Source organism: Brevibacillus fulvus (assembly GCF_016908525.1).
GTDB lineage: Bacteria > Bacillota > Bacilli > Brevibacillales > Brevibacillaceae > Brevibacillus_G > Brevibacillus_G fulvus.
This window is the reverse complement of the sequence record NZ_JAFBEB010000019.1, coordinates 16,531-30,720: the sequence shown is the minus strand read 5'-3', so window position 1 is coordinate 30,720 and position 14,190 is coordinate 16,531. Positions and strand designations below refer to the sequence as shown.

The following is a 14,190-nucleotide window of genomic DNA, read 5'->3' as shown; positions in this document are numbered from 1 at the left end:
GAGAAGTTGAAGATTTTTGGCCGATTTCAGCGATTATCAATTAAATGGCGGCTGACCATTTTGTTTGTGATTTTGATGGTTGTGCTATTGGTCGCTTTCAATATGTTTTTGCTGTGGAACATGATGAAGGTTCTCAGCCAGCATGAACAGAGGTTGCTGCAGCAAAAGGCCAAAGCGATCGGAGCCGACCTGTCAACCGAGATTGTTGAAGAGAGCTATCTCAATCCCGATTATTTAACCAGGCTGCTGACCAATTATACAGACAGCAATCAAGCGATCCTGCTGCTTGACATCAATGGTACCAAATTGGCTTCCGTTACGGGAGCGGGATGGGAGCAAAATCCTTGGTCAGCGGATGAGGCAGATGCCATTATTTACCGGACCAAAATTCATCTTCCCGTGACCGCCAGCGACATTTGGCTGTTAATTGCTGAAAGAAAGGAACCGCTGGACTCGTTTATTCGGATATTGTTCATCAATCTATTTTTGGCCTCGTTTGGGGCCTTGCTGTTATCCGGTTTTGGCGGATATGCCATGACCAAACTTGGTTTGAAACCGTTGGACCGTCTCGTTGTTCACATCAGGGACATGAACGCACACCAACTGTCCGCACGTATGTCCGACTCCCATGTAGCCGCAGAATTGGGGGAATTGGTCTCTGCGTTTAATTCTTTGCTTGATCGCGTCGAGGAATCGATGAAGAGGCAGCAGCAGTTTGTCGCTGATGCTTCCCATGAATTGAAAACACCTTTGACGATTATTGATGGTTACGTCCGACTGCTTCAGCGGTGGGGAAAACATACATCCGAGGTACGCGAAGAAGCGCTGGCCGCCATCCAGCAAGAGTGCGGCCGTCTCTCCAGGTTGATACAAGATTTGCTCATCCTTGCCAAAGTTCAACGTGCTCCTTTTGCAATTCAAAATATCGAAATTCAGTCGCTGGTTCCTGTTTTGCAGGAAGTGAAGCAAGCGTGGGGGTCGGTATTTCCCCATCACATCGAGCTGACTGTTCAATGGCGAGAACCGCTGTTGGTCGCCATCGATCGCGAACGCATTCGCCAACTGCTCGATATCTTGCTGGATAACGCCAAAAAGTATACGGAAAAAGGCAGTGTATCGGTATATGCCTATACGGAAAGAGATGTAGTCTGTATTGATGTGGAGGATACCGGGATAGGCATTCCCCAAGAAGAACTGCCGCATGTTTTTGATCGATTTTATCGCGTAGACAAAGCGAGGGGAAGGAGCAATGGCGGAAGCGGGTTAGGCTTGGCTATTGCCCAGTCGATCGTTCAACTGCATCGCGGGCATATCTCCATCAAGCGTACCGTCACAGGCGGTACAAAGGTACACGTCACCCTTCCGAGCGCCCAATTAAACGAACAAGAATAAAACCCGCTTTCATCAGGAAGCGGGTTAACGGCGTTTTGTAATTCGACCGGAACGTTTGAAGATTGTTTTCGGGGGAGAATTGCTTTTCGGGCGGGAAAAGATCGATGAAGAGCTCTTTCCGCTGCTGCTTTCAGACGATTTGATAATCTTCCCGGTACTCGAACTGGTCGTACGATTCGTTGATGAACTGCTGTCTGTATTGCCAAACCATTTGGAGGAAGCGGCCGACGTGGAGCTGCGCTTGATAATCGAGCCTTTCCCTTCCTTGGTTACAGGCGGATATGTTTTCTTCTCGGCTGCAGTTGGCTGGTGGTACACGACATCCGGCTTATAAATATCTTTGGAGCTGTACCCTCGATATTTGCCTGTTGACGTACCGCGGGAATCAAACAGATCATCCAGCAAGCTGGCCAGGATATATCCCTGCAAGAAAGAGGAATCATAATTTTGCTGCACAAATTGTTTGGAATCGACTTCGATCAGAGTGTCAGCCGGTTTGCTGCTGTCTTTTTGCAGATGATACCATTCGTCATCATAAATCAAAAACATATGGTCGGGATCTTCTTTGGAGATCTCGTTTGGTTTGTTTTCAGCAGCCAATATCTTGGCTACCTCGGGAACCGATTGATTCTCGGCGCGATAAACGCGGGATACCTGTCCCCCATTCTGCGTAACCTGTTCCAGAGGGTAATTGGAGGCAACCGAGTTGTTACTGCCGCATCCCGACAAAATGGAAACGAAGAGAGCCATGGTCAGAAAACTTTTGATCACGGCACTCCAGCGATTACCCATCATAAATCACCTCTATGTTCCGCGCAATACCTGCACGTCGGCAGGAATTACACTCTCTCCTTCGTACAGCATAAATCGACCGTCTTGCCACTCAATCCGCAACAGCCGGCGGTTATCCGATTGGTATTCCCAGACGTACTGCTCTCCGCCAGGGAACGGGGTTTTTCCGACGGCGGAAGTGCGTCCAGAAAATTGCTCCTCCAGATGATAAACCGCATCTTCCAGCTCAATGATTGCAGGGACTTCATCCGCTGATTCCAGCCGGCCATCGATCGGCGTATACAATTCAAAATAAGTCCGCTCGCGTTCTTCCACTTTTAAATATTTGATATCATTGCCATCTTGCAAGGTTAAAAAAGAAGTGTTCCTTTGAAAATGTTGTGTTTTTCCCGTTACCTGATAGGTGACTAATGATACGTCAACTACATCTCCCGGACCTACGGTCAAAATCGATTTCTCAGGGAGAGGCGGTTCTGCTTTTTTAAACAGATTGGAAAAACGTTTCATCAGGCTCATTGCTGCTTTCTCCTTTCAAGCTCATCCGATCAATTATAGATAAGCGCCCAATACAAGCGCGCCGACGATGTGCAAGGTGCCGGCAACCAACGCATAGGAAAGTTGGCCTTGCTTGGTTCCTTCGTCCAAATCGATGCCGGCAAACTTCCGAAAGAAAAATTCAACCAGTTTCTCCAAGACAAGCAAAATGGCAAAAGAAACGACTGAAGCCAAAACTGCCTGCCAAAGGTCATCGGATTTGGCGATGGATTGAGATAAAATATAACCTTGCGCAAATAGCTTCATGACAAAGCGGCTGGTTACGGCCATGTTGCCTTTTTTGATTTCCGCGAGGTCTTTGTATTTGGTAAACAGTGAATCAATCCACATCAGCACGGTCAATAGTATAGCCCCGGCGATTGCCCAGACTATCATGCCAAGGATTTGCAGGATCATCGAAAGCTAGCCTCCCCAAAAACAAGATCACCCGACAGACAGGGAAGCTGTCGGGATGGATGAAGTTTCATGCAAAATAAGAGGGTACCGCGCAGGCGGCTTACCCCTCATATTTTTTTAACAAAGCGGCAAGTTCATCTTCAATTTGTTGGTCTTTGTTTAAAGCGGCGATTTCTTCATCAAGCGATTTTTCCTTTTTATATACCTCACCGCTCGCTTCAGCCTCCGCTTCCAGCTGCAGAGCTTTCTCTTCCATCCGTTTCAGCCCGGCCATTGCGGTGTCGGAGCCGAAGCCGGCCATTGCCTTGTTGATATTTTTTTGCGCTTTGGCAGCGTTGACGCGGGCGACCAAGGTTTCCCGTTTATTTTTCAGCTCGGTAATTTGTTTGCGCATCTCGGCCAGTTTCTCGCGCAAGTTCTCGGCAGCGGCTTTGTTTTGCTCATAGCTGGCCTTATATTCCGTTGCTTTTTGCTCGGCTGCTTTTTTCTCTTCGAGCGCGCGCCGTGCCAAATCAATATTTTTCGCTTGAGCGGCAATATGTGCCTGCTCTTCCCGTTTTTTCACAAGCGCTTCTTGTTCTTCATATAATTGTTTGAACTTTTTCTCCAGCGCAATTTGAGCAGCTACGGCTTTTTCTGCTTCTTCCAGATCATCTTGCATATCGCGCAAATATTGGTCAGTCATTTTAATTGGATCTTCCGCTTTTTCGATTAAAGCATACAAATTTGCCATTGTAAGATCACGAAGTCGTTTAAAAATAGACATAAGAGAATCCTCCCTTTTCGGTTATACTGATTAAAAGAGTTTTTGCCTCACGATTGTTATTTACGAACCTTGAGCAACAAAGTTTCAAACGGTCGTGAAGATTTGATTTATGATCAAAGCATATCATTCCATACAAGCTGAAAATACCTCGCTGAAAACAACGAGGCGGTTTTTCCGCAACTATCCGCGCCCGCTGGGTTGCTTTTCCGCTATTGGATGGCTTTGTTACTTGCGGTGGCGCTTTAACTTTGTTATTCTATATAAGCAAACCCGGTTGGGGTTGCCTAACAACGTTTATAAACTTTGCCGTGCTAGATGGGGAGGTTGCGGTGCCCTGTAACCTGCAATCCGCAATAGCAGGATTGAATTCCTATCAGAGGTTTTCTCATGTGAGGCTGCCTTATGGCGGTGGTGTTGAAGATTGGGTCCTGTGCAACGCAAACCCATGAACCTGGTCAGGTCCGGAAGGAAGCAGCCATAAGTGGAATTTTGCGTGTGCCGCAGGGTAGCCTGGTCCGAGCCATTGCCATAAGTAACGCTTGGATGGGAATTATCGAAGATAGGTGCACGGCATCTACATACATATATGCAAAGCATGCTGATACCCAGCGTGCTTTTTTTGTTGGCAAACAAGCCTTCTCCCCGGAAAGTGCAGTTTTTGTTAGTTCGTGGCGGAATGTATCGAAACATTTTCTTGGCCAAGCTGGCGGGGAGTGGAAGGGCTTCGCGCTTCTCTGACGAATACCCCTAAACATAGCAGAATTTGGCTCTACACTCGGGAAAAAACGTCAGGGTTAGGGGGAGCTACTGTGAAAACAATCGATTCTTCTGAACGATCTGGCACAGCAAAGAGAATGCAGCAGTCTATCCAGCAACTACCTCATGCCGTTTTCGTCATCGATCAAACCGGTCTCATTGTAGAGGGCAACGAACCGTTTCTTTATGCGACGGGTTATTCCGAAGAGGAGGTTCGCAAGCAGCCATTCAGCCGGATTCTGTGCGGATACAAAGGGACAATCGAACAATTGTACGGAGAATGGCTAAAACAGGAAGCGGAAACAGGCAGCCCGATGGAAGTGGAGTGGCAGGACAAAGCGGGAAATCGCCGCAGGACGCTGGCCATGATCATGTTGCAGCAAAGCGGGGCGCCGTTGTATACGATTCATTTCTTTCAATTGACTCGCGAAGCGACCGCCAGCACATTGCCGGAGCGGATGGCGCACAAGCTGATGAGTGAGGCCAATCTCGGGCTTGTGCTGTTGGATGCGGAAGCCCGCATCGTTGATATCAGTCTCAATGCTTGCCGCCTATTGGGCATTGAGCGCCTGTCCGCATTGAACAAACATATCGACCTCGTCTTTGCCGGAATTCCCGAAGAACATCGACTCATCAAACGAGAAGTCTTGCGGGGAGTTCGCCACCAAAACATCGCCACCTCCTGGACCAACAATAATCAACGCTACGAGTTGTTGGTCGATTCCAATGTATTGCAGGATGAAACGGGAAAAACGATTGGTGCTTACGTTTTTTTCAAAGATATTACCAACATTCGCTCTTTTGAGCAGAAAATCGAACGAAGCGATCGTCTGGCCATGATTGGGCAAATTGCCGCCGGAGCTGCTCACGAGATACGAAACCCGCTGACTTCGATCAAAGGGTTCCTGCAGATGTTCTTGCAGACTTTTGCCGAAAATCGGATGGAGCGGGAGCGAACCTATACGGAAATCATGCTGACCGAAATCAATCGCATCAATGCGCTGGTCAGTGAGTTTTTGCTGTTGAGCAAACCCCGCGATGTCCAATATGCTCTCGTTGATTTGAATATGGTTTTTGAAGAAATCATGCCGATAGTGGAGAGCGAAGCGCTGTTAAACGGGATCGAAGTGGAGTTGCTGTCCAAAGGCGAGTTCCCCTTGGTAGTGGGAGACAATGAATTGTTAAAACAAGTTTTCTTGAACATTTGCAAAAATGGCATTGAGGCGATGGGCGACCGGGGAAGATTGCAAATTTCTTATCACTATGATGAATCAGGCGATCGGGTCAGCATCAACATCCATGATACTGGTCCGGGTATTCCCCCGTATATCATCGATAAAATATTTGATCCGTTTTATACCACAAAAGAAGAAGGAACCGGATTGGGCTTGTCGGTCTGCCAAAAAATCGTGCATGATATCGGCGGACAGATTCGCGTTTCTTCCAAAGGGTATGGCACCACTTTTCACATCCTGCTTCCCTATTTGTGATCGGGATCGTCTCCCTTGCGTAACGGCAGGGGTTTTTTCTTGTATGGAAAATGTTCGGCCATCGGCAAAAAGGGCTTGGTCTTCCCGATGATTTCTAAGCAAGTTTGCTTTGGAAAAGGCGGGGGAGTTAGTATATAATGAGAAGGATATAGGTTTTGTCAGCAGAACGGCGCAAGGACTGGGCAGACGGGAGGTAAACCATGGCTTATACAGCGCTTTATCGCGTATACAGACCGCAAAGCTTTAGGGATGTCGTCGGTCAAACGCACGTTACGACGACATTGCGCAACGCGCTGCGAGAAGGCAGGCTTTCTCACGCTTATCTGTTTAATGGTCCGCGGGGAACAGGAAAAACCAGCGCGGCCAAGATCATGGCCAAAGCCGTTAACTGTGAGCAGCCGCAGGATGGTGAACCCTGCAATCAGTGCGCCACTTGTCGGGCGATTTCCGATGGCTCCGTGACGGACGTTCTGGAAATTGACGCCGCTTCCAACCGCGGTGTCGAGGAGATCCGCGACATCAGAGACAAGGTGAGATTTGCGCCAAGCGATGTCAGATATAAAGTGTATATTATCGACGAAGTGCATATGCTGACGACAGAGGCCTTCAATGCGTTATTAAAGACTCTGGAAGAGCCGCCGCCGCATGTCATCTTCATATTGGCTACGACTGAACCGCATAAACTTCCGGCGACGATTATTTCTCGCTGCCAGCGCTTTGACTTCCATCGAATTGCCTTGCAGGAGATGGTCGTTCATCTGAAACAAATTTGCCAGGAACAACAGGTGGAAGTGGAAGACCAGGCTTTGCATCTGGTCGCCAAGCTGGCTGAAGGCGGGATGCGGGATGCTTTAAGCTTGCTGGATCAGGCGATCAGCTTCAGCGGCAACCAGGTCACCTTGCGTGATCTCGTATTAATTACAGGTACCGTCTCGCAAACATATTTCTCCTTGCTTGCCAAGCAAATTGCCGAACAGGATATAGGCGGGTTGTTGGAACAATTCCATCAGGTCATGGTACAAGGAAAGGACCCTGAGCAATTTTTGCAGGACTTGTTGTATTATTATCGCGACATGCTGCTGTTCAAGACCGCTCCCAATCTGCAGGAGATCGTTGAGCGGACGTTGATTGATGAACAGTTTGCAGGTGTTGCCAGCTTATATTCCTTGCCGGTATTGTATCAGGTGATTGAAGCGTTAAATCAGGCGTTGAGCCAGCTGAAATGGTCATCGCAAGCACGCGTTTTGGTTGAAATGACATTGGTAAAACTGTGTGAACTCGGCAGAAGTCGGGAGCAGACGCCAGTGGCAGAGAATACCGGCCAAAATGTGGCGGAGTTGGTGAAAAAGATTCAGATTCTGGAGGAAAGAGTCAACCAGTTGCTGCAGGGGCGCGTTACCGTTGCTGCCGCGACACAGGTGGAAGAGACCAGAGCTCCGCAAACTCAGCGGCGTGCACCGATGGGAAGTGGCGGAAGCGGCAGAAGCTCGCTGAATAAAGTGCGCGAAACGGCTCAGTCTGCAAATCGGGCTTTGACGCAGCAGCTTATCGGAAACTGGAGTCAAATTTTGGCCGAAGTGAAAAAGGTTAAAATCCAGTTTCAGGCATGGCTGATCAACGGACAGCCTGTCGCAGCCAGCGACCGGGCGGTGGTAGTGGCTTTCACCAGCCCTATCCATTGTGAAAAGACAATGGAGCCGGAGCTGCGGGGAATCGTCGAGCGGGTCATTCAAGCGACGACGGGCAAAGAATTGCAGTTTTTCTCCGTGATGGAGGAAGACTGGAAAGAAATCGAGGCGCAAAGCAGCCAACCTGGCGAGCAATCTTCGGAAGCGGATGCCGATCCGTTTGTCAGCGAAGCGTTAAAATTGGTTGGTGAACAACTGCTTGAAATAAAAGAGTAACCATTGCCAAGGAGGAGATTTTCCATGAAAAACATGCAGCAAATGATGAAACAAGTAAAAAAAATGCAAGATGAGATGCAAAAGACACAAGAGGCGTTAAAAGAGAAAGTCGTCGAAGGTTCCGCTGGCGGCGGTGCGGTCGTTGTGAGAGCAAACGGCCACAAACAAATTTTGGAGATTGCTGTCAAACCGGAAGTCGTCGATCCGGATGACATTGAAATGATGCAAGACCTGATTTTGACTGCAGTCAATGATGCGCTGCGCAACGTCGATGAGTTGGTTGGCAAAGAGATGGGCCGCTTTACAGGAGGCATGAACATTCCCGGTTTGTTCTAAGGCAGGGCAAGGCGCGGCATTAAAGGAGTAGAGAAACGATGTTTTATCCCGAACCGGTCTCAAAATTGATTGAAGGATTTATGAAGTTGCCAGGCATCGGTCAAAAAACGGCAGGCCGCCTGGCGTTTTTTGTACTGGGAATGAAAGAGGATGACGTGCTCGATCTGGCAAAAGCATTGGTCAACGCCAAACGTCAGCTGCACTACTGTTCCGTTTGCAATAACATTACCGACATCGATCCTTGCCATATTTGCAGCGACAAACGGCGTGACCCTTCGGTCATTTGCGTTGTGCAGGAGCCGAAGGACGTCGTGGCGATGGAAAAGACAAGAGAGTACAACGGGTACTATCATGTCCTGCAAGGCGCGATTTCGCCAATGGATGGAATTGGGCCCGAGGATATCCGTATTCCCGACTTATTGAAGAGATTAAGCGACGAACGGGTAAAAGAAGTGATCCTTGCCACCAACCCCAATATTGAAGGAGAGGCTACCGCCATGTACATCTCCCGGTTAATCAAGCCTTTTGGCATCCGTGTTACCCGCATTGCTCACGGGTTGCCGGTCGGCGGAGATTTGGAGTACGCCGATGAAGTGACATTGACCAAAGCCTTGGAGGGGCGACGCGAGGTCTGATTTCCCACTGAAATATGTGTTATTTGGCCAGCATCAACCGATGCTGGTTTTTCATTGTCTGACCGCTCAATTTTTCGGAAATTGTGCTACTTTTTTGCCGAACGCTCACATAAATTTTGATAGGAGTGTGAAGAAATGCAAACCAGACTGCAGCTGTATACACCATTGAACGCCAAGCAAAAGTCAAAACCATGGGCAATTGTGCTGTTTGTTTGCTATTTGCTCACATTGCTATTTGAACTCTCCATGATCCGCATCGTTCCGGAAGCGGGAGGCTATTGGCGGGTGACGCAAGGGCAAGTGACGGAGACGTCGGCGGCAATTTTTATCTTGGCCTATGGCGTATTTCAACTTTTCGCAGCGTTGATGCTGCTCGTTACGCTTGGGTTGGACAGGCGGAGCGGGTTCTTGTTCAGGGATGGCTCGGCATTAACCGGAACTGATTTTTTGTATATGGTTGCCTTTGTGCAAGCATTTCAGATGACCGTTCTGCTTTTGTACGGTTTTCTTCCTTATCCGCTTTTTTCCGAAGGGAGTATCGGAGAGATCATCGAGGGGATTTCGCTGCACTTGTTCATCCTGCTGGTTACGGCGTTCTGGTTTTCCGGCCGAACGCGGTTGCTTGGTATTCAGTGGCCAAAGCGGCCGGTACTAATGATCGTCTCTTTGATTGTGCTCTTTTTTGTGATCACGGTAGGCGTTGACCACTTGGTTACCGGACCGGTTTCGGAGTGGCTGCATCTTTCGCCCGATTCGGAACGCGAAGCGGAAATCAAGCAGGACGTAACCGATGCGAAAAACTCCGACTGGCTGAATGGCTGGGCATCGCTGATTGCAATCGGAGTCATTGTGCCGATTGCGGAAGAAATTTTGTTTCGCGGCCTCATCCAAACATACCTGGTCAAACGCTGGGGGGCATTTTTCGGTATCTTGGTCAGCAGTTTTTGGTTTGCCCTGATTCATGTAGATATCGCGCTCTTTTTCCCGTTGTTCGCGATCGGACTTATTTTGGGAATCACGCGCCATTTGTTCCGATCGTTGTGGGGGTCTGTTATCCTGCACAGCTTCAACAATCTGGGGAGCGTCTTGTCTTATTTATTTTGAGGCAAAAGAGGGGATCGATGTTGGATTGGTTTCGCAAAGAAAAACTGAAATCAAGCTGCAAATGGGACGATGATTCACTTCTCGACGCAGTAGAAGAAGCCCAACGGATCTGGCAACAGGCACAACGCGCATTTGAGCTTGCAGACGAGCATGAACAAATTGATGAATGGATCTATCAATTGCAGTTGAAAGAAAAACGCTATACGTTTCTGCTGCAACAAGTCAAAATGCAGTATCTTGCACAAGGGAGGGGAAGCGGAGAATGGGTACGGAATGGATGATTGCGATCATCATCATCGGTGTCCTCTGTTTGATTGCCTTGGGGAAATCGGTGACCCGGCCGTTTCGCTGGATTGGTCAACTGGCGCTGCAAACCGTCGTTGGAGCCGTTCTCCTGCTGCTTTGCAATCTGGTTGGTGAAATGGCCGGCTTTCATTTGCCACTCAATCCGGTTACGGCACTGTTAACAGGCTTGCTGCGTTTGCCGGGATTGGCTGCGCTGCTCATTATCAAAACATTTTTGTTGTAACATTAGCCATCCGTTTTCAAGAAAGCGATGCTCTTCGTTTCATATTTGACGGAACAGCTGGATGGTTGGCGCAAGGAGATGATCACACCGAGCAAACGCGGCAAGGCTGCGGTCAGACATGCGGTCAACAAGGTGATTCCGTAGGGAGAGGGCAGCCAGGGATACAAGGCAGATCCGACAAGGACGCTTCCCGCAACGACGGTCAATTCCAGTTCCCGATAGACGGAAAGCCGTAAAGGTACGGGTGTTCCTGAGCCCCACCAGGCGGAGAAAAGCATGTCGGGAGAGAGCTTGACCGAATGTCTGCGCAAATATGCATACAGTCGAAACAGGAGGTGGTGAATGAAGGGAATTGCCACAATAATGGATAAGGAGACAACCATTTTGGCAAACTTTATATGGCTGGCGACTGATACTGCCGCGAGAATGCCCAGCAGCAAAAGAAGTTGAAACAGATATCCGAGAAAACGCCAGCGAAAGCGATACAACAATTTGTAACTGTAAATAGTTTGTTCATTCATGTTCGTTGCTCCGATCAGCTGATAACCAGTTATTTTCATCATTATCGCACAAGGGGAAGGCGAGGAGAAGCAGGAAATCGGGCGGGCGGCTGATATGATGGTCGCGAGTCACACTGTTAGAGGGAGCTGTTTCAATGGAAATGCCCATCATAATGATTTGTTCCTCCCCCTCCTGGTCTTCTTCTGGCGAGCTGTACAGCGAATTGCGTCGGATCGGATTTTCCTTTCAGTCAGGCAACCAAGCGAATGGCGATCCGGCAGGGATTTTGTTGATCGATGAGAAAGAGGTTAGTCTGTTGCCTGAAGGTTTAGCGCAGATCACCCATCCCAATCCGCTGATTCTGGCAGCAGGGCCGCATTTTTCCGTCCGGTTTGCCGATCAACTGCAAGCATCGTTGCGGAAACAAGCGATTGCCGCTGAAGTGATTCGCTTGTTTTTTCTGGACCAGGGCGAGCGAGCGGTTATTGGCGGCGATGCCGGGAGCAACGGCGGCTGGGTGAAGCGGCTTCGTCGTCTTCTGGCTGAAGCCGGAATCATCACGATGGTCTGTCGGAGAGTCGAAGCGGGGGAAATCGCCGTCCAGCATACTGCTTATCTTTTGTGGAAAAACAGGTTTTTCCAGTTGGTGGGAGAACACTGTGACCGATCTGGTGCGAATTTGCAGGTCGTTGCCCAGGGGTTGGGGATGGATAAACGGATTGGACAGGGCTGGGTTTTTTCTGGGAAATCAGGGTTTCAGCCGTTTGAGGAGCAGTGGTTGCGACGAGAGCTGCAAAGAGCTGGACAGCGGACGAAGCTGGAAACGATCGCGATCTGGGCGGACAGGCTGGTTGACGGTGCTTGGCTGCAATCATTGCCAAAGATGCAGGTCCGCTGGTTTCGCCCGAACCGGCAGCAAAAACCGAACAAGCTGCCCGATGGCTGGCTTTGGTGCGAGACGGCGGAAGAAGCGCTCGATCAGGCTGATTTGTTGTTGATTGTCGATGTAAACGAGAAGCTGTTGTCCCTCGATTTGGCTGACATACGAAAACGGCTGCGAAAACCGCTGATCATTGACCTTTGTTGTTGTTACCCTTTGCAAGAGTCTGACGCCTATGGTCTTCTGTACCGAAGTTTTGGGCAAAACACGAACGTTTGGTATGGAACTGATTATAATGGGATATAATGGTTGTTAGACTATGTAGAGGGTAGGGTTCATCTATGGAAAGGGTTACGCAGTGCTGTATCGTCTGTGGCGAAGAGCGGGAAGTCGGCATCGCCATTTGTGAACAGTTCATCTGTCAGCCATGTGAGCAAGAGATGGTCAAAACAGATGTGAATGACGCGAAGTATCCGTTTTTCATTCACCAAATGAGGCAAATTTGGTTGAAAAAAAATGCATAAACGTTGGAATGGAACATAAAAGGACATCGGGGCGCCCGGTGTCCTTTTTCGAGTTGGATGGCATCAAAACCGCTGTGCTTCATGTTACAATGGATCAGGAAAGATAGCAGGAGGTCGGGAGCAATGGAACGGCGAGAAGAAACATCATTTTTTCAAAGACAGCTGCGTGCCCCGCTTTACGAGGCTCTGGAGCGCCATGCGGGAAGTGATCCCCATCCCTTTCATGTTCCTGGCCATAAAATGGGCCGCAGTTTTGACCGTGTAGGAAAAGCGCGGTTTCAAACATTGTTGCCGCTTGATTTGACGGAAATATCCGGTTTGGACGATTTGCATCATGCGGATGGAGTCATTGAAGAGGCGCAGATGCTGGCAGCGGAGGCGTTCGGCGCTGAGCAGACCCGTTTTCTTGTCGGGGGGAGTACAGTTGGCAACATCGCGCTGATCATGGCGGTTTGCAAACCGGGTGAAAAAATAATTGTGCAACGCAACTGTCATAAATCGGTCTACAATGGAATCATTTTGGCACAGGCGGAACCGGTATTCCTCGTGCCGGCGGTTGATCTGGAGACGGGAGTGGCAGCCTGTCTGCGGCGTGAGGATGTGGAACGAGCTTTGCAGGCACATCCCGATGCCAAAGCGGTATTTTTGACCAATCCGACCTATTACGGTATGGGGATTGATCTGGAAAAAATGGCGGCGACGGTACACCGACACGGTGTGCCATTGCTCGTTGATGAGGCGCATGGTGCTCATTACGGGCTCCATCCGGCTTTGCCGCAGTCAGCGATGCAGGCGGGGGCTGATGCCGCGGTGCAGTCGACTCATAAGATGGGGACAGCGATGACGATGTCGTCGATGCTGCATGTACAAGGAACTTTGTTGGATCGGGATCGACTTTACCGGATTTTGTCCATGCTCCAATCATCGAGCCCTTCCTATCCTTTGATGGCGTCGCTTGATTTGGCCAGAAGGTACATGGTGCTGGAGGGGGCCAAAGCATTGGATCGGGTGCTTGCCAATGTGGCTCATCTGCGCGAGCGGTTGCGTCAGTGGACATGGCTCCGTTTGGCGGAGATGACGGGAAACAGCGTTTATACTACGCTTGATCCGCTCAAGCTGTTAATCTGTTTGCAGACGGCACAGCTGAACGGATATCAGCTGCAAACAAGATTGGAAGAGCACGGAATTTATCCCGAATTGGCTGAACTGCGGCATTTGCTGCTGGTTGCTTCCTACGGAACCAGCCAACAGGACCTAGACAAACTGTATCAAGCCTTGGAAAGTTGCTTGCCGATGACAGAGAGCAATCCGGCAGTCATTTTTCAAACGGGCGTGCTGACTTCCGATTTCTTGCGGGTACAGCTTGTCCCGATGCATGAGGCGATTGAACGAAAGAAACGGTTCGTTCCGTTGGAAGAAGCAGAAGACTGCATTTGTGGAGAAATGGTCATCCCCTATCCGCCAGGGATTCCGCTGCTGGTGCCAGGGGAACGGATTGACGCTGACGTGCTGTCGCTGTTGGGCGAACTTCGCAAGGGCGGTGCGAGATTCCAGGGGATACATGATTCCTCCCTGCAGATGATCGGGGTGCTTGAATAACAAATTTTCGAGTGATGGCAGTATGGATAAC

16 protein-coding genes and 1 other RNA gene are annotated in these 14,190 nt (G+C 49.4%); 12 read left to right on the top strand and 5 right to left on the bottom strand.

What is annotated here, in order from left to right; all coding sequences use genetic code 11:
* Window positions 1-6 precede the first annotated feature (6 nt).
* On the top strand, window positions 7-1,392 hold the full coding sequence (locus JOD01_RS18280) for a sensor histidine kinase (protein WP_204519736.1): 1,386 nt from the start codon (window positions 7-9) through the stop codon (window positions 1,390-1,392).
* A gap of 24 nt (window positions 1,393-1,416) precedes the next feature.
* On the opposite strand, the gene JOD01_RS18275 is transcribed toward JOD01_RS18280, so the two are convergent.
* The 4 genes from JOD01_RS18275 to JOD01_RS18260 form a co-directional block, all read right to left on the bottom strand.
* The gene (locus tag JOD01_RS18275; RefSeq protein WP_204519735.1) at window positions 1,417-2,184 is read right to left on the bottom strand and encodes a DUF4247 domain-containing protein; all 768 of its coding nucleotides are present in this window, start codon (window positions 2,182-2,184) and stop codon (window positions 1,417-1,419) included.
* 12 nt (window positions 2,185-2,196) lie between these two features.
* Window positions 2,197-2,700, bottom strand: a complete 504-nt coding sequence (locus JOD01_RS18270) for a DUF4178 domain-containing protein (RefSeq protein WP_204519734.1) — start codon at window positions 2,698-2,700, stop codon at window positions 2,197-2,199.
* A gap of 33 nt (window positions 2,701-2,733) precedes the next feature.
* Window positions 2,734-3,135 (bottom strand): DUF350 domain-containing protein, encoded by a 402-nt coding sequence (locus JOD01_RS18265; RefSeq protein WP_204519733.1) that lies wholly within the window; start codon window positions 3,133-3,135, stop codon window positions 2,734-2,736.
* Between the two features lie 100 nt (window positions 3,136-3,235).
* Entirely contained in the window at window positions 3,236-3,901 is a 666-nt protein-coding gene (locus JOD01_RS18260; protein WP_204519732.1) for a PspA/IM30 family protein, read from the bottom strand.
* 306 nt (window positions 3,902-4,207) lie between these two features.
* Here JOD01_RS18260 and ffs point away from each other — a divergent pair.
* The 8 genes from ffs to JOD01_RS18220 all read left to right on the top strand — a co-directional run bounded on the left by ffs (window position 4,208) and on the right by JOD01_RS18220 (window position 10,655).
* Window positions 4,208-4,472, top strand: an RNA gene (ffs, locus tag JOD01_RS18255) — signal recognition particle sRNA large type.
* Between the two features lie 238 nt (window positions 4,473-4,710).
* Window positions 4,711-6,147 carry an ATP-binding protein gene (locus tag JOD01_RS18250; RefSeq protein WP_420829103.1) on the top strand — a complete coding sequence of 479 codons (1,437 nt, stop codon included), beginning with the start codon at window positions 4,711-4,713 and terminating at the stop codon, window positions 6,145-6,147.
* 200 nt (window positions 6,148-6,347) lie between these two features.
* A complete protein-coding gene (gene dnaX, locus JOD01_RS18245; protein ID WP_204519731.1) occupies window positions 6,348-8,051 on the top strand; it encodes a DNA polymerase III subunit gamma/tau in 1,704 nt (567 codons plus the stop codon).
* Window positions 8,052-8,075: 24 nt separating this feature from the next.
* Window positions 8,076-8,387 (top strand): YbaB/EbfC family nucleoid-associated protein, encoded by a 312-nt coding sequence (locus JOD01_RS18240; RefSeq protein WP_204519730.1) that lies wholly within the window; start codon window positions 8,076-8,078, stop codon window positions 8,385-8,387.
* 38 nt (window positions 8,388-8,425) lie between these two features.
* Complete coding sequence (recR, locus tag JOD01_RS18235) at window positions 8,426-9,022, top strand: recombination mediator RecR (RefSeq protein ID WP_204519729.1); 597 nt, start codon at window positions 8,426-8,428, stop codon at window positions 9,020-9,022.
* 135 nt (window positions 9,023-9,157) lie between these two features.
* A complete protein-coding gene (locus JOD01_RS18230) occupies window positions 9,158-10,126 on the top strand; it encodes a CPBP family intramembrane glutamic endopeptidase (RefSeq protein WP_204519728.1) in 969 nt (322 codons plus the stop codon).
* Window positions 10,127-10,143: 17 nt separating this feature from the next.
* Complete coding sequence (locus tag JOD01_RS18225; protein ID WP_204519727.1) at window positions 10,144-10,407, top strand: YaaL family protein; 264 nt, start codon at window positions 10,144-10,146, stop codon at window positions 10,405-10,407.
* On the top strand, window positions 10,389-10,655 hold the full coding sequence (locus JOD01_RS18220) for a pro-sigmaK processing inhibitor BofA family protein (protein ID WP_204519726.1): 267 nt from the start codon (window positions 10,389-10,391) through the stop codon (window positions 10,653-10,655). Before JOD01_RS18225 ends, JOD01_RS18220 begins: the two co-directional genes overlap by 19 nt.
* Before the next feature lie 2 nt (window positions 10,656-10,657).
* On the opposite strand, the gene JOD01_RS18215 is transcribed toward JOD01_RS18220, so the two are convergent.
* Window positions 10,658-11,176 carry a hypothetical protein gene (locus JOD01_RS18215; RefSeq protein WP_204519725.1) on the bottom strand — a complete coding sequence of 173 codons (519 nt, stop codon included), beginning with the start codon at window positions 11,174-11,176 and terminating at the stop codon, window positions 10,658-10,660.
* A 134-nt stretch (window positions 11,177-11,310) separates the two neighbouring features.
* Between JOD01_RS18215 and JOD01_RS18210 the strand changes: the two genes are divergently transcribed.
* The 3 genes from JOD01_RS18210 (at window position 11,311) to JOD01_RS18200 (ending at window position 14,159) form a co-directional block, all read left to right on the top strand.
* Complete coding sequence (locus tag JOD01_RS18210; protein ID WP_204519724.1) at window positions 11,311-12,342, top strand: hypothetical protein; 1,032 nt, start codon at window positions 11,311-11,313, stop codon at window positions 12,340-12,342.
* Window positions 12,343-12,377: 35 nt separating this feature from the next.
* On the top strand, window positions 12,378-12,560 hold the full coding sequence (locus JOD01_RS18205; RefSeq protein WP_204519723.1) for a sigma factor G inhibitor Gin: 183 nt from the start codon (window positions 12,378-12,380) through the stop codon (window positions 12,558-12,560).
* 123 nt (window positions 12,561-12,683) lie between these two features.
* Window positions 12,684-14,159, top strand: coding sequence for an aminotransferase class I/II-fold pyridoxal phosphate-dependent enzyme (locus tag JOD01_RS18200; protein WP_204519722.1), 1,476 nt, complete (start codon window positions 12,684-12,686; stop codon window positions 14,157-14,159).
* Window positions 14,160-14,190: the final 31 nt, after the last annotated feature.